14 protein-coding genes are annotated in these 16,089 nt (G+C 50.5%); 4 read left to right on the top strand and 10 right to left on the bottom strand.

Going from position 1 to position 16,089, the window contains the following annotated elements; translation table 11 throughout:
* Positions 1–104 precede the first annotated feature (104 nt).
* From ACJJI0_RS01995 to ACJJI0_RS01950, 10 genes are all read right to left on the bottom strand, one after another.
* Positions 105–1,484 (bottom strand): AgmX/PglI C-terminal domain-containing protein, encoded by a 1,380-nt coding sequence (locus ACJJI0_RS01995; protein WP_444884443.1) that lies wholly within the window; start codon positions 1,482–1,484, stop codon positions 105–107.
* Between the two features lie 9 nt (positions 1,485–1,493).
* Positions 1,494–2,039: an ExbD/TolR family protein gene (locus tag ACJJI0_RS01990; RefSeq protein ID WP_252082138.1), complete on the bottom strand. Its 546-nt coding sequence runs from the start codon at positions 2,037–2,039 to the stop codon at positions 1,494–1,496.
* A complete protein-coding gene (locus ACJJI0_RS01985; RefSeq protein WP_444884442.1) occupies positions 2,036–2,626 on the bottom strand; it encodes an ExbD/TolR family protein in 591 nt (196 codons plus the stop codon). Before ACJJI0_RS01985 ends, ACJJI0_RS01990 begins: the two co-directional genes overlap by 4 nt.
* Positions 2,626–3,393: a MotA/TolQ/ExbB proton channel family protein gene (locus tag ACJJI0_RS01980; RefSeq protein ID WP_444884441.1), complete on the bottom strand. Its 768-nt coding sequence runs from the start codon at positions 3,391–3,393 to the stop codon at positions 2,626–2,628. Before ACJJI0_RS01980 ends, ACJJI0_RS01985 begins: the two co-directional genes overlap by 1 nt.
* 69 nt (positions 3,394–3,462) lie before the next feature.
* Complete coding sequence (locus ACJJI0_RS01975) at positions 3,463–3,786, bottom strand: hypothetical protein (protein WP_444884440.1); 324 nt, start codon at positions 3,784–3,786, stop codon at positions 3,463–3,465.
* Entirely contained in the window at positions 3,783–4,367 is a 585-nt protein-coding gene (locus ACJJI0_RS01970; protein ID WP_444884439.1) for a tetratricopeptide repeat protein, read from the bottom strand. Before ACJJI0_RS01970 ends, ACJJI0_RS01975 begins: the two co-directional genes overlap by 4 nt.
* A gap of 23 nt (positions 4,368–4,390) precedes the next feature.
* Complete coding sequence (locus ACJJI0_RS01965) at positions 4,391–7,561, bottom strand: tetratricopeptide repeat protein (RefSeq protein WP_444884438.1); 3,171 nt, start codon at positions 7,559–7,561, stop codon at positions 4,391–4,393.
* Positions 7,558–9,768: a tetratricopeptide repeat protein gene (locus tag ACJJI0_RS01960; protein WP_444884437.1), complete on the bottom strand. Its 2,211-nt coding sequence runs from the start codon at positions 9,766–9,768 to the stop codon at positions 7,558–7,560. Before ACJJI0_RS01960 ends, ACJJI0_RS01965 begins: the two co-directional genes overlap by 4 nt.
* A 2-nt stretch (positions 9,769–9,770) precedes the next feature.
* Positions 9,771–10,280 carry a hypothetical protein gene (locus tag ACJJI0_RS01955; RefSeq protein WP_252082145.1) on the bottom strand — a complete coding sequence of 170 codons (510 nt, stop codon included), beginning with the start codon at positions 10,278–10,280 and terminating at the stop codon, positions 9,771–9,773.
* A gap of 461 nt (positions 10,281–10,741) precedes the next feature.
* Positions 10,742–11,755 (bottom strand): NADP-dependent oxidoreductase, encoded by a 1,014-nt coding sequence (locus ACJJI0_RS01950; RefSeq protein ID WP_444884436.1) that lies wholly within the window; start codon positions 11,753–11,755, stop codon positions 10,742–10,744.
* Between the two features lie 147 nt (positions 11,756–11,902).
* On the opposite strand from ACJJI0_RS01950, the gene ACJJI0_RS01945 reads away from it, so the two are divergent.
* The 4 genes from ACJJI0_RS01945 to ACJJI0_RS01930 all read left to right on the top strand — a co-directional run bounded on the left by ACJJI0_RS01945 (position 11,903) and on the right by ACJJI0_RS01930 (position 15,911).
* Complete coding sequence (locus ACJJI0_RS01945) at positions 11,903–12,835, top strand: LysR family transcriptional regulator (protein ID WP_444884435.1); 933 nt, start codon at positions 11,903–11,905, stop codon at positions 12,833–12,835.
* Between the two features lie 265 nt (positions 12,836–13,100).
* Positions 13,101–13,688, top strand: coding sequence for a hypothetical protein (locus tag ACJJI0_RS01940; protein WP_444884434.1), 588 nt, complete (start codon positions 13,101–13,103; stop codon positions 13,686–13,688).
* A gap of 459 nt (positions 13,689–14,147) precedes the next feature.
* Positions 14,148–14,300: a hypothetical protein gene (locus ACJJI0_RS01935; RefSeq protein WP_444884433.1), complete on the top strand. Its 153-nt coding sequence runs from the start codon at positions 14,148–14,150 to the stop codon at positions 14,298–14,300.
* Between the two features lie 255 nt (positions 14,301–14,555).
* Positions 14,556–15,911 carry a serine hydrolase domain-containing protein gene (locus ACJJI0_RS01930; RefSeq protein ID WP_444884432.1) on the top strand — a complete coding sequence of 452 codons (1,356 nt, stop codon included), beginning with the start codon at positions 14,556–14,558 and terminating at the stop codon, positions 15,909–15,911.
* Positions 15,912–16,089 lie beyond the last annotated feature (178 nt).

Raw genomic sequence — 16,089 nt, 5'->3', positions numbered from 1 at the left:
TGGTTCTCAGGCAAACCCGGGAGGGAAAAAGCTGTGAAAGCAGGCAAAAACTGCTCGAAAAAAAGGGGCCCCTCCCCGCACAAGCGAGAAGGAGGCCCATTTGATTAACTCTGCGGTAGGAAGTCGATCGGGTAGAGAATGGTGATTGTTGGAACACCAGCCTTTTCACCGAAGTTAAACCGTTTGACCCTTGCAACAATTTTGGCATTAAGTGCCGGCGAATCCATATCGCTGGACTCCACTTGTGCCAGGGACACAGAGCCATCTGGCTCGATAGTGATCTTCAGCACCATCTTGCCCTGTAGAGCCGGGTTGTTGCGCAGCTCGCGGTTGTAAATGCGATAGAGCGCATTCTTATAGCGGTCGAAGACAATCTGGATCTCCTCGTCGGTACGAGACGGGCCAACACCATCGCTGAGCGGTCGGTCCTCACCGGCAAAGTCACCCTCATTGCCAATAGCACTTTCAACACGTGCAAACTCGACACCACCCAGGGAAGAACCCGTTCCACCCACATTGCGACTCACATCTGAAGCACTGATACCACCACTGCCCTTGGCTGCGGCAGACGTAATCAGAGAGCGCTGGCTGCGATTCTCTTTCTTACCCGCCGTGCTCAGCTGGGTCTGCTGGCCGAGACGGTTATCCAGATCATCCTGGATCAGATCCTGGAAATTATCCTTAAAGGCCAGAACGCCTGTGCGCTCAGCTTTCTTGCGCGCCTGCTTCTTCTCAGTTTTGGTTGGCTTGGGCTCTTGCTTGGCCACCTTCTGCTCAGGCTTGGGCTCGGGCTTCTTCTCCTCTTTCTTGGGTTTGGTTTTCTCCGGCTCCGGCGGTGGCTTGGGCTTGGTTTTCTTCTCGATTACCAGCTTGGCCAAACGCTCTGGAATCTCAACCACTTCGTTTTCCGGTTCCGGCAACGTATAGAGTGGCACCAGATAACCTAATAAAGTGGCAATAAACAGAGAGGCGAATACACAGAGACGGAAACGCTTTTCATCTTCACCCTGGGTATGCCAGGGCATAACCATTGGGCGAAAATCCGGCTGCTCGAACTCACGGGTGATTTCGAATTCGTACTTGGACTCTTCCTCTTCACGGCGCAGCTCATCTGCCTGCTCGTCCAGAGCAAAGATTTCCTCGCTGCAGTATTCAATATTATCGAGAACTTGTCGGCGGGATTGATGCAGCTGCTCCAGCTGTTCGTTGAAATCGCGGGTGAACTCACCGATTCGAGCAATCACCCGCTCGGAGGCATCGACCCGGTAATCCTCGGCCCAGAACATTTCTCCGGCGTCGGCCTCTTCGAGCTTGCGCAAGCGCTCGGAAATTTCATCAAGCAGCTGGAACTTGGTGCCATTGGCCTGCAACTCGGCCAGCTGCGCCTCTATCTGCTGCCGCTCATCCTCGAGCAGGAGCATGCGCTGGCGAACCGCATTGAGCGATTCGCTAAGCGCCTGCTGTTGTTGTAGAAAATTACTCACAAACTTCCATTAACCCTGAGATGCTTTCTGAATAACCGCCAGCGATACCTTGGTGTAACCAGCTTCCGTACAACTGGACATCACCTTCTTAAGCAAACTGAACGGAATGCCCCTGTCCGCGAGAATATTGACTTCCGGTGGCTCCGGCTGAACTTCTCCCTCGGTGCCGGCTTCTTCGGCCTCCGCCTCCGCAGAGGCCTGGGCCACACCGATAGCCTTACCCATCTCGGCGATCATCGCCTGCTTAATGGCCTCGATAATGATTTCTTCACTCTCAAGTACCTCGCTGGTAGCCACCACTGAATTGGATTCCACCAGAATTTCCTCATTGGTCACCATCAGGGTTACGGTTTCCCTTGGTTTGGTCTCCACCACCGAATCCGGCAGTGTGATCACCTTGGGTGGCTCCAACGCTTCATTACTGGAGGTGTTGGTCAAGAGGAAAAAAACCAAAATGGTGAACACGTCCATTAGCGAGGTAAGGTTCATACCCGAGGTTTTTTTACGCTTATGGCTGCGCGCCATGCGCTTCATACGTCGGCTTTCATGTCTCACGGCGCATCTCCTATGGAAATATCGGGAAACAGCACCACTTTCTCTACAGCACTTGGATCACTCGGATCGCTGCCCTCCACACGCACCTCGGCTCCGCGCACGGTATCCATTACACCCACCAAGTGCTCATAGGCAATATCCGCTTCCATCAACAAAATGGAGTCGGTTTTTTCTGGGTAGCTGGCCTTAACCTGCAGTAAAAACTCGGTGAGTTTTTTCAGATCGTAGACCTCCGCAGTTGGCAACAGAGCAAGCTGTTCCCCCCCCCCGGCACCTTCCTCTGTAGCCGCTTCCAGCGGCGCAGACTCACCCTCTTCGGATTGCGTCAGGTTTGGAAAACGCGCAATGACTTTCTCACCATCACTAATCTCCAGCGCCTCTGTGCGAACGACGACTTCTACCGTGACCGTGGGATCATCCGGCGCTCCACCACCGGCTCCGCTCGGCATATTCAGCTCTAAAATTGTTACCCGTGAGAACACCGCCGATACCAACAGAAACGGCACCAGCACCACCATCAGGTTTAGGAAGGCGGTGATGTCCAGCTCCGGGGCCTCTTTATCTCTCCCGTGGCGCCGCCTTCTCATTACGCTGTTTCCGTTTGCTGTTCTTCGGTTTTGGCCTCGGCCACTGGTTGTGATTTGGTGTGCTTCTCAGACTTGGTAGCCGGCTTGTTTTCACCTTTATTTTTTGAAGCAGGCGCATCGACTTCGAAGCGACGGCGGGTTGAACTATCGATCAGATTGGAGGCTTTTACAGAAACCATTTCCAGGCTATCGATAATTTCTCCAGTGAGGGAGTTGAGCAGTGCATGCACAATCAACAGGGGAATACCGGTCATCAGACCGAAAGCCGTTGTGTTCATCGCTACCGAGATACTGGCGGAAAGCAAGTCGGCTTTTTCTGCCGGGTTGGCATTGGCCACTGCGGTAAAGGCTTCAATCAGGCCCATAATAGTACCGAGCAGACCCAGCAGTGTGGCGATATTAGAAAACAGTGCTACGTAGGGCGTGCGCTTTTCCAGCTGTGGAGTGATTTCCATCATGCTCTCTTCCATCGCGATTTCGATATCTTCGCGGCGGCGCACTGCACCCTGACGGGCCAGCCCCATGGAAAGTAGCTTTGCCACACTGGAGTTATCCTGCTTAACCAGATTGCGCGCACGATCGAAATCACCACTGGAGAGGATTGGCTGCAATTTATCCCACATAGTGCGGTTGGTACGACGCTCGTAATGCAGGCGAATAAATCGCTCAATAGCTACTGCGCCACCCAGGGCGGCCACCACAAGAATGGGGTACATAAAAGTACCGCCCGTCTGGAAAAACTCGATGACGCTGTTGAAAAAGTCCATTACAAACCCTCTTGAGAAATACTGCAGTAATTGGTTGCTGCTCTGGCTTTAGCCAGAGAAAGGACGGCGTTAATCGCCGGACAGGCTGAGCTGGTAGAACTCCAACTCACGCATGAAAACTTCCTTGTCGAGCGGCTTGAGCTTGTCGTCCATCAAACTGGAGACAAGATCACTTTCGACACCCACCTCGGAACTTTTCCAGGGAACGATATACAGAGACTTGGGCGCTTCCTTATTACCAATAATGGAAATACCCGATAACTCTTTAACTTTGGTATCCACTTTCTTATCTGTGGCTTGGGTTTTATCACCCTCTTGGGTCTGCGCACCGGCAAAAGGAAAAATGGCAAACCCCATCATAAACGGCAAAATCCATTTACACTGCGCTATCACTTGCCCGCCCTCCGTTTGAGATCCGCCAGCCAGATAGACACATCCTGGTCCTCGGGTTCCAGCTGTACATATTGCTGGAATTGTGCCAGAGCGCACTGGAGATCTTGCAGATAGAGATCACACAATATGCCGAGATTTTTTATCAATGGCAGGTATTCGGGGTTTTCTGCCAAGGCATTCACATAAATTTTGCGCGCATCGGCAAAACGGCCCTGCTTGCGGTAAAGCACTGCCAGTTCATTCGTAGCCACCGGGTGCTCGGCATCTATTTCCAGTGCTTTAAGAAAAGCCTCTTCCGCTTTTTTTTCTTCTGCCACCTGAATTTGGGCAATGCCGAGATTAATATAAGGCGCGGGCAAACGCTGCTCCCGCTCAACTACCGTCTCCAACAATTCAATCGCGCGCGCAAACTCCTTATCCGCAAGGAATTCCAGGGATCGTTCAAAGTCCCGGCTCACACTGCCGGACACCCGCACAGAGGAATAATCAGAAACCTTGCCCGACTTGGTCTGAACTCCCGCACAGGCAGCCAAAAACAGCGTAACCACCCACAGGAAAACCACTCGCAGTTTTATTTGCATAGCCCTCTTCTCCATTCTCGCTATTACTGGCCGGAAACTACTTCCGCTGATTCCAAGGCCTCCGGCTCCGGTGGCAGAGGGACAATACTCTGCAGATAGTCACCAGCCTCTTCGATACGGGCATAACGGGCCGGCATCAGACCGGCAAGTTGGCCGATACTCTTATCGATCCAGGAGTTGTAGATACCCATCCCAAGTAACTCGACATTTTTTTCATGCACGGAAATCGCTTTTTCCTCGAACGGATAAATTTGATCTTCCAGAGCCAGCTCGTACTCTTCCAGTTCCAGCGCACTCAAATTCGTTGGGCGCTCGGATTCCTTCAGAGACACACTGAAGTGCAAATAAATTTCCGCGAGGTAATAAGTGGCTGCGGCAGTCACATCCGCTGCCTGGTAATCAATCAGGGCAGAGAAATCGCTAATCGCTTTTTTCATACGCTTGCGTTTCAGGTTGAGGTTCTGCTCGATTGGCTTAACCAGCATCACCTTGGTAAAGGCCTGATAACTGGGCTCAGCCAGCTGTAACGCGGCGCTACCAGCCAGGTAGCGGGTGCGATCACTGCGCTGGGAACCGCCACGCTTCTCTATGCGCACCATCTCACGCAGTTCCTGCATATAGCGTTTTTGCTGCCCAGCAGTTTTGTAGATGTCGGCGATTTTTTGCCGCGTCTCCAGGGCGGGCTCCATGGGGTTGGGGAACAGCTTCACGTAGCGCCTCAACACCGCCAACGCCCTGTCGCTATCTTTAGCGGTACTGTAGAGATCCGCTGCCTGCGTCAGAGCCTCGCGGCGAATTTCCTCGTCCTCAGATTCTCGCTCAATACGCTCAAACTCCGCTGCTGCCAATAAGAGCTCGCCACTTTCCTGATAGACCACCGCCAGTTTCTTGGTGACATCTTTGGCCAGTTCATGCTCTGGGAAATTCCCACGGAAATTGTTCAGCACTGTGGCGGCCTGGGTCCAATCCTTGAGCACAATCAGGGAGGCAGCAGCATCGTATTCGGCGGTGGCCAGTAAAGTGGCTCCCGGAGCCGCAGCGCGAATGCGCAGGAAGTGGCCGGCAGCAGTAGCGTGGTCCTCCTGCTTGCGTGCCATATCACCCTGCTGGTAAATGGATGCCGCCAGATTGTCGACCAGGCCTGCACGATCCTTGGCATCGGTGGCGGTGAGATTTAGGGTTTCCCCATAGGCCACTTCCGCATCGGCATAGGCATGGGTATCAAAGGAGCCGTGGGCCACCACCATCCAGGCAGAGCGGCGAATCTCCTGCTCTGCCGCCGGGAATTTTTCCAATAGCTGGCGTCCGTTATCGATCGCCGGCGTATAGTCTTTAAGACCGTACAAATCTTCCACCGCACCCAGCATTACCTGCGGCGCTTTGGCGTGCTGTGAGAAGGTATCGGCAAAGGTTAACGATGAGCGGATAATTTCACGCAACAATGGAGCGCGCTGATCTGCACTGGCTTCTTTCAAATTGTTGGCCAGATGTTCGCGATAAGCGTAAACCGCAGCGTAACCCGCCTCACTGGAATCCTTGTGGGCAGGGTATTCGTAGGCGGTACGCTCATATTCCAGAGCGGCATTGTGGAAATCGCGATTTTCCAGCATCAAGCCGGCGAGCTGGTAGTTCATTTCCGGCGCACGCTCAGCTTCACGGAAGGACTGCAAGTAACGGCGATACCAGTGAATTGCCTCTAGGTAGTGCTCTCCTTTTTTATCCTTCAGTTTTTTGTTTTGGTAGGCGGCATGGTAATGACCGGCCAGGTCGATCAGGTTAGCCTGTAGAAATTCGACCACCTCGCCGAACTCATTAATATCGAATACTGTCCAGTAGTCGGCATTGAGGGCATAGGTATTTACAAAAGTCTTCTTCGCCTCAAGCACCAGTTTGGGGAAACCGCCCTTGCTGTAAATCTCGATCACACGAATGGAAAAATCCGCAGAAACCTTGTGCAGTGGATTGCGCTCCACAAAGGCGATATAGGATTTGGCCGAATCCTGGTAGCGCCGCTTATTTAGGTAATACTCACCGAGATGGCTGTACACCAGGTATTCATACTGGCGCGCACCCTTGCGGGAGAAATAGTCGACAATTGAATCCGGGCCCTCCATATATGAGAAGCTCAGGCTCACCACGCGGAAAGTATCGTCCACATGCTTGCGTTCAACCGTATTGGTCTGCTGGTCAAAGTCGTAACCCTGGGAGACTTTGTAATCGAGCATGGCCACATAATCGTCCAGGGCCATCTCGTACATATCCTGCTTAAACAGGGACCAACCGCGTTTATACAGGGCCAGCTCGTAAAAACTGGAAATCTGCCCGATGGTGATTACCCGGCCATAGGCCTCTTCCGCATCCAGATACTTTTTGCGGGTAAAGTAATATTCCCCCAGGCGAAACCAGGCTTCATCGATATGACGGGAATCCGGGTATTTGGCCACCAACTGCCGCAATACATCTACTGCGGCATCAATTTGCCCGGCCTCTTCATAAGCGCGGGAGAGCTGGTACATCACCTGGTCGTTGCGGTCGTAAAGAGGGTATTTCTTCAGCAGGTTGAGATACAGCGCAATGGCCTCTCGGGCATTCGCCGACATCAGCGCTTCCGGGTCTTCTTCAGGAACCTGCAGTGGAGTGGTGTCTGCGGCGATATCCACACTGCCACTAGCGCGAGCTTCAAAGTCCGCATCAGACTCCGCACCTGCTACATGCTCAGTGGGGATACGCTGTACCTTGGCAACAGGCGCGGTTACCTCAGCCGGGGCTTCCAGGGTATTTTCTGCTGTTGCCTCCGGTGCTTCGATGGCAACCACAGCACCACTGCCTGCTGTGCCAGGGGCAATACCGTCAATGGCAGCATCCTCGGCCCGGTGCGCCTGCTTAATTTTCAGGTCGGCAATCCGACGCATCGCTTCAGGGGTGAGACTCGATTCGGGCGTTTCCTGCAGGTAGCGCTGATAACTTGCCAGGGCCTTTTCCAGGCTGCCGTCGATATATTCCTCTTTAATCTCAATATCGACATTTTGCAGGCTGCCAATTGTTTTGCCGCTGTTCACCGCACAAGCGTTAAGTAACAGTAATGCCGCGGCGAATGCACCATAGCACAGTGCATTTTTGGGCTTCCGCCCTGTAGTTATTGGCTCGATCGCAAAACTAGCAGAGAGGCTTACGCGATGATTTACAGGTTTCACGCCTTATCCCCCTCAGTTTCTGAAACTTGCCGTTCAGTGGATTTATTCTCAGGTAAAATTTCCGGCTGGCCTGTTTGGGGTTGCTCACCCTGCTCCAGTGGCCCATTTTCACTTTCTGGCACTTTCAATTCGGCAGAATTGCTCTCAGGCAGAGTTTCCGGCTGCGCTTCTTGGCTCTGCTCCTGCAGCCCATTTTCGCTTTCAGATGCTTCCAATTCGGGAGGATTTTGTTCTGGCAAGGTTTCAGGCTGAGCCTCGCGATGCTGTTCAATCTTGCGCTGATCCTCACGCTGCTCCTGCAGTTCATTAGCGCGGTCGTAACTGTCGGCTAGGGCGAAGCGCGCTTTGATCTGGTAACTCTCCAGTTGGCTGCGGCGGCGCTCCAGCTCTTCAACAGCGAGTGCTTCCAGCATGCTGCCCTGGCGCGCCATCAACATCTCCAGACGCTGCTGGGCCGAGCGAATCTGCGCACGCGAACGCTGGATATCCTTGTTATAACCGGTGTAACTGTGGGTCGCCGCCTGGCGACTGCGCACATAGGAACGGTACACCGTTTGTAACTTTTCGATCTCAGCGTTGAGGGCCTGCAAATGCTTATAGGCCTCGGTGAGACGCTGGTGATATTCGGTAGAGAGACGCAAATCCAAAATACCCTGCAAGCGCTCAACACGGCTGCGGCTTTGCTCGGTAAAACCTTTAGGGTTGCGTGCGATCTGCTTATGCAGCTGCAGTAGTTGCAGGCGCGCTTCCTGCTCTTCGGCGGTGGCGAGATACTCCGGGCGGCGAGAAACCAGCATTTGCTCTATGCGACTGGAAAATTGATCGCGCTGCTCCATACGCAGCTTGATACGTGCATCCAAGGTACGGAACTGCTCATCCAGCTGTGGTAACAGGGGCTCGTAGTAAGCCCGACGCGCGCTGATAATATCCTCGAAGGCAGTGAGACTTTTAAGCCACTCTTTATTGCGCTCGTAGAGATCATTCAAGTCGCGGTAGTTACGCAGGAATTCTTGGTAGTCATTGGAGGCCATGAGGTCGAGGAGATAGTGAGTCTCCGGTGCCTCCGGCAGGTTGCGCAGCGCCACCACCCAGTTTTGTACCTGGGTAGCCTCTTTGCGCCGCAGCGCTTCGAGAAATTTGCCCTGACGAATACTGTTGATGGAGGCCGTCAGTGTGTCGATCTCACGACCAAAGGCATCCAGGGCGCGGCCGTAATGAATTGCCGCAGTACTGTGTACATCCAATTTTCCATAGGCGTAAGGTACAGCCAGCATCACTTCCTGCACCGATTCATTGGTGCCCTTACGGTTTTGCAATATCCGCCAGGGCACCAGGGCGCGATCGAAACGCCCTGCTCGAGCCTCCACCCAACCGGCACCGAGCAGCGCCCGATTGGAGAAAGGCCCTTCGAGATTCACCCGATCAAAATAGGGGCGCGCCAGCTGCAGTTCACCGGCCTCCATCAAATGGGAACCCAGTAATAAATTGGTCTTATCGTACAGGGCCTGATCGGCCGGGTCGCCACTGTGGCGCTTGCCCAGAGCGGTCAGCTCCAGCACCCCGCGCGCTTCCTCACCGTATTTCAACTGGGCAATACCCAGGTTGAACTCCACAAAGCCTTCCAGGGATTCCTCACCTTTCAGGTCTTTCAGTAGCTCTACCGCCTCTTCGAGACGCCCCAACTCCATAAAAACCCGCGCGCGCAGGAATTGCTCCTCGGCACGCACCCGCAAGGGCACCCTGCCCTCAATCATTTCCAGCGCATGCAAAGCGTTTAGAGGCTGCTGTTTGTGGTAGTGAATTTTGGCCAGACGATAGGCGGCTTCATTGCGCACTTCCTGCGAAACATCGCCCTTCAGCACCGCTTCAATTGCACGCCCCGCCTCCCGGTGCATACGGTAGGAAAGCTCCAGGTCACCCACAGAGAATTCAGCCTGCCCAAGATGATTACTGAAGGGGTCTAACTCGGGCTCATCCAGACGGTGATACTGGGCCAGCTCGTTATCCAGCGCTACAATCGCATCAAAGTAGTTTTCCTGGTGGGCGTAGTACATGGCCGCACCAAAGAACAGATCGCGCAATTCTTCTTTATCATCGTCTGCGCCAGCCACACTAGGGAGTAGAGACAAGCTACATAATGTAAAGCTGAGAACACGCAGGCCAGCTCCAGCTACGCCGGAAAATGCCGAAAGCAGGGGGATACGCATGGTTACCAGTCCTTGAAGTTAATCTCGGACTCGGTTCCGGAAATTCTGATCTCGACAAACTTTGGCCCTACCGCCTTGTCGATTTGATAAGAAGCATTGGCTCGATACTCTTTACCGGAAGGGGTCTTGCCTATAAAGCGCACTTGTAACGGGTGTCCACCAGCCTGCACATTACCGGTATAGATTTTTTGCACCCCCCCTTTTTGTAAGGATTCAATTTCCCGATAGGTGTAGAGGTGGTGCGCCACGATTTCACCATTGAGAGTGACTTCTACGGATTCCAGTTCAAAAGGCTTTTCGTCTGCAACAGAAACAAACAAAGCCACCTGAGTATTGGAAGGAAACAACAGTTTCTCTTCCAACTGTGCCAAAGTTGCTGTCAGATCAATTACATCTTTCTTAACATCCTGGATTTGCTCGTCCAAACCACGGATATCATCACGACTGACATTCTGCGCATTCACTGCGGCAGCCAGTAAAAGAAGGAGAGCTATCTGTAAAATTCTGAACATGTGGCCTACCTCTGACCCAATCCTTATCAATGAAAACCAGCGATGTGCAAACCCCTTGAGGGCCACATTGAAGTGCCTGTAAACAGGGACCTTTCAGCCAGCGGCATTGTAGTGAATACAGAAATAGGCAGATGTGAGGAAAGTCAAATCTAGGAAAACCGGCAATTGCTAATTTTTTGCACTGAGAAGTGATGCGACTGAGCAATTATGTGAGGTGGATCTCATTAATTCTAAATTCGCGCCGAAATGTTAATGGCTACTGTTTTATAGATTCATTGTGAAAGTCTTTCACAAGCAAAACTGCCAACCTATAAAATATTAAAAGTACCTGCTGTGCAATCGATAATCATTTATCATTTGCGACTAGCAATAAAATAAGCGTGGCTAGCCATTGGCAATCACCCAATAGATACAGGAATGACTGCCAACTTGGAAAGAAGCCGCTCAAATAGCCCGGCGATTTAATCGCCGCTGTTCAATGAAATGATTACTTTACCCTTTGCACGCTTGGTATTCAGGTAGGAGAAAGCCGCCAGACTCTGGCTAAATGGATAAACTTTATCAACGACAGGAGAAATGATTTTGTCCTTGTATAAGGCGCTTAGCTCACTGAGCTGATCCCCATTCGCCTGCATAATGACCATACGGTAAAACGCATTCTTGTCTTTCGCCTGTTTCAATACCGGGCGAGACTTAAGCCCGATTAGCTTACGGAAAAACCAGTTGATACCCAACTCCCTCGTCGTCAACGGGTCCAGCACCCCAGCAATAGATACTACTCTGCCGCCTCTTTTCAATACTTTAAAGGCATCCATTGTGTATTGTTGGCCTAGGGTGTCATACACCACATCAATATCAGACAATAAATCCAGATAGTTTTCTTTCTTATAATCGATCACTTGGTCCGCACCGAGTTTGCGCACCCAGTCCACATTGGCACTACTGGTTGTAGTAATCACATAAGCGCCGTAGGCCTTGGCAAGCTGAATCGCCATAGAGCCGATGCCACCGGAACCCGCATGGATCAATACTTTCTCTCCCTTCTTCAAACCAGCAACCTGGATCAAAGCCTGGTAGGAGGTCAGCCCCACCAAAGGGATACTTGCAGCTTCTTCATGGGAGAGGTTTTCAGGTTTCTTCGCCAGATGCGTAGCATCCACCACCAGATACTGGGAAAGGGTGCCCACGTGATCCTCCCCCACCCTGGCGAACACTTCCTCTCCGGGCTGATATTGTGAGACTCCACTACCCACTGCGACCACCTCGCCACTCAGATCCCGGCCAATTCCCACCGGCAAGTTGAGCTTCTTTAGCGCTTTCATCTCGCCGCGCATCACCATTAGATCAATGGGGTTGATGCTAGCGGCATTGATCTTGATCAACACCTCGCTCGCACCTGGCTCGGGTACATTCGCCTCCTGGAAAGCAAGGCTGCTATCGATATCGCCATACTGAGTAATTTTGAGTGCTTTCATTAATCTCTCTAGTCATCAGTTCAAGAATGAGAGCGATAGTGCCCCCTGTCCCAACTGAGAAACAGAGAGCATTTAGTGGAAGTCTTTTGTCTTTCTGACAATAATGAATGCTAAGTTGCCGTGTAAACAAGCAAGAATAGGGGCTTTATGGACAAAATCCGGGCATTACGCTACTTCAAGCGCGTGGCAGAACTCTGTAGTTTTACTGCAGTGGCTGAGGAATTCGATGTTCCTGCCTCTTCTATTTCACGGCGTGTGCGGGACCTTGAGCAGTCTCTGGGAGTAGAGCTATTGCAGCGCAGCACCCGCAAGGTGGAAGTTACCGAACTGGGTAAGCTCTATTACTCCATGATTAATGAAGCCATTCGCCAACTGGAGCAGGCAGATGAGCTGGTGAGCCAAACCTTCGAAGCCCCCAGCGGGTTGATCCGTATCAGCTGCCTACCTTCTTACGGCGAACAGCACTTAACCCCCCTACTGGAACAATTCGCCCAACGCTACCCAAACATTGTTTTTGATTTGCACTATAGCGACGATCTTACCCAGCTAGGTAAAGATCCTGTAGATATCGCCATTCGCGGAGGCTCCGCTCCCGATGAGCATGTCATCGCCAAGCGTCTATCCAAGAACGAATTCTCACTCACCGCCACACCCGAGTATCTAAACACCCTAGGGAAAGAGTTACCGCTAAACAAACAGGCTATAGAATCTGCCCACGCCCTACAATACCGCGGTCCCAGAGGACTGATTGACTGGCATTATTTCGATGATGATCACTGGGTGCCACTAAAGCTATCCACCCACCTGATCAGCAATAATGGCAAAGCTCTACTGGCTGCAGCACTGAATCATCGCGGTATGTTCTGTGTACCCTCATGGAGTATTTGCGAACACCTGGAATCTGGAGAATTAGTACAGGTTCCCACCCAAGGTAAAGTCTCTGTCAGCCCTGGAGGTGATATTGGCATCTTTCTTCTTTACGAGCGCAGTAAATATCAAATACCAAAAATTAAACTATGTGTGGATTTTATTTGTGAGCATTTGCAGCATCACCTAGATAGAACCAACGAGCCAATATAAGTAACCTGAATACCAATAAATGAATTTTTGAGAAGTGCCATGCCATATAGCTGACTAAGCTACCATTTTTACTGAAAAATTTACCACTCCATAGTTAACCTTATTAATCACGACTTGAATTTTATGTTTTTGTCACTTTAAAGATTTACTCTCCAACGAATAACCAACTGAAATATAAATCGTTGTAAGTGCCTGGGAAGCACATACATCAAATGATATATTGTGACTTCAATAAATGATCAGTCAGCCGTACAAAAAGGTAGCGATGGATTCCTCACTCGAGAAAAGAGCAACACTTAAGCACAAGATATATGCATGTATAGCTTTTGGCATAGCCTGCCTACTCCCAATTGGAGCTTCGAGTGAACTTTTGATCAGTGATGAAAAAGCTAGGCTTCTTGCTTTTACTAGTATCGCTCTCTCTATAGTTCTACTCACAATCTTATTCATTTCTCTCCCCAGAAGAAAATCGACAATAAGGGAAATTATCGAAGATCAGAAAAAAAGCCCTCTCTTGATGGGGATAGCTTTAACTATGGGGATCCCAATTACCATCTATCTTTCAATAGCAAGAGGATTACCAGCAACATTACATTTTTTCATATCAACTCACGGCAGCATGGATGTGACAGTTTCAGGAAAATCATCTAGATACCGAGAGAAGCATTGCAAAGGTAGAATCCTTCTGAGTGAGTACAACTCCTTAATGAGCAATCAGATATGCGGCGTGACAAAAAAGTCATGGGAGGATCTCAAACCTGGCGACAAACTACGTCTTTATGGTAGGAGGTCATTTTTTGGATTTAACCATATAACTTATACAAAGTTAACCGACACAGAAATATCTATTTAACACCCACACCTATACATTAAAACCTTAAAATAAGAAATTAGCATTAAACAATAGACAGAAACTAGCACACAATCCATCTAAGATTCTCTATTGATGTTCTCTCGCAGCAATCTATTTAAACCACCAAAACCTAAAGGATAATAGTGGATTTAGATTGTACATAGGGTTGTATCCCAGGCCTCATCAGCTCTTGGCTTAATCATGATTTTAATTACTTACATAACCAAACACTCGATACTAAGAGCTTTCAATACAAGCCCTGTACTTACTCTAGGGTTTTACCATCTATCAGGTGGTTGATAGCAATGCTGTGGCGCAAAGTATGTGGGTTAGTCGCTATATGTAACGCGGGCTATACTCCTTTACCTACTACATTTATCCGGTGTCTTAATACGTAAGCACAACATAAACTACAGCCTGCTCCTCTACTGGTACCGCAAACTATCTGAACAAACTTTGGTGTCTGATACCCCTGACTTTGTTCTTGTGGATATCCGATCTCCTGTGGCCACTACGGGAAATCTGGATATATTGGAGTGCCCTAATGGTATAAAGCTGGTGATCAATATCCCGGTGTTGTTGGCGCAAATTCCTGGCTTTATGGACCTTTAAATACGATATGGTTACCGTTTAACAGCAAAGTCTGGTTTTTCCGTCAGCCCATCGATTTCAGAAAATAGATTAATGGCATTGTGCCGCTGGAGGCTGATACGCTACATAAAAACCCAGCATCTGATCAACTCTTTGGTGCCCAGATGGATTAGACCACTACAATGTGGTTTATATACCGCTTACGAAGGCCTGCAGCGATTAGCAAGCAGAGGACCTGCTCTGCCGACCAATTGCTAGTTATGGAGAAAGTACACGATGAGTAAGTTAGAAGTTATTCCGAGAACCATTTTTTTCGCCTGCTCGGTATTAGCGTCCACCATTGCGATAAACTCTATAGCCCATGCGGAAGACAAATATGCAACAGCCAAAGAGCTGGGTATCATGGAAGGATTTCCGCCACCACCTGATAAGCAAGTCACCAAAAAGAATGCCCTAATGACTTCGCCGTTCATCCGCTGGTCCTATCAGCACATGCGGATGTTTTATCCTTCGGCGAACATACCCGCCGCTGCCAACCCGTCAACACTCCAAAAGGCTATCGATAATAGTTTTGCGTCCGGCGTCAAGATCACGGATCCAAAGGGTAATATCAAGTCGGTCGCTGATTTTCTGAAAGAAACCTGGACGGATTCCCTGGTCGTGATTAAAGGCAACGACATCGTCTACGAGGAATACCTCAATAGCATGACGCCAGACACGCCGCACCAGATGATGTCTGTGACCAAATCATTCTGCGGCTTGCTCGGCTTGATGGCGGTAGCAGAAGAAAAACTGAAGGAAACCGACCCGGTTACGAAATATGTTCCAGAACTCAACGTGAAGGACGGGGCTTTCGCCAACGCTACCTTTGGCCAAGTTCTGAATATGACCAACTCCATGGATTTCACCGAGGACTATGCGGATCCCAAATCCGGCATCCGCATGTATAGTGCTGTCCTGGGCTGGACGCCGAAATTGCCGGGGATCAAATACCCTGAGAGCCTGTACGATTACCTAGTGACTCTCAAAACCGACAAGAACTACAAGGACGGCCAAGTATTTCACTATCAGACCCCCAAGACCGACGTCGTTAACTGGGTTACCAATCGTGTGACCAGCGAATCGTTCCAAAAAGCTCTGCACGAAAAGGTCTGGTCGAAGATTGGCACCGAGGGTGAGACCTACGTGTTGGTTGACAACAACGCGACGCCGGTAGCCGGTGGCGGCCTGAATGCGACACCTTACAATCTCGCTCGCTTTGCGATCATGATGAAGGATAACGGTAAATTCAACGGCCAGCAGGTCGTGCCGAAAGAGGTAGTCGACAAGATCGCCAAGGGGGGCAGCATTGAGGCCTTCGATAAAGGTCCAGACTCCGACGATATTGTGTATAAAAAAGGCGAATGGAGCTACCGCGCCCAGTGGTGGGTCAAACATACGCCGGGCATGGAAGCCTTCATGGCCATTGGAGTTCACGGGCAGTGGATCTATATCGACAGGAACCATGACATCGCCATCATCAAACAATCCTCCATGCCGCCATCCAAGGACACCTACCTGGACGGGTACAACCTGCAGGGCTTCTATGGGATCATTAAATATCTGGCGGGAAAAGGTAAAGCTTCAAAATAGCTAAATGATTTGATATTTCCGGTAAGCAATCTTGTGGGCCAGATAGAAGACATAATGCGCTCGATAGACTTTGTTCGACATTGATCTGAATGACATACAAAATTCGACGAGCTGAGCAGCCCAGGTGTCGCGCGAAACTGTGCAATACCCCTCAGGGAGGTAGGCCTGTTTCGAATCT

The organism is Microbulbifer mixtoriginis (SeqCode) (assembly GCF_052466695.1).
The sequence above is the reverse complement of the archived record's forward strand: the minus strand, read 5'-3'. Positions and strand labels throughout refer to the sequence as shown.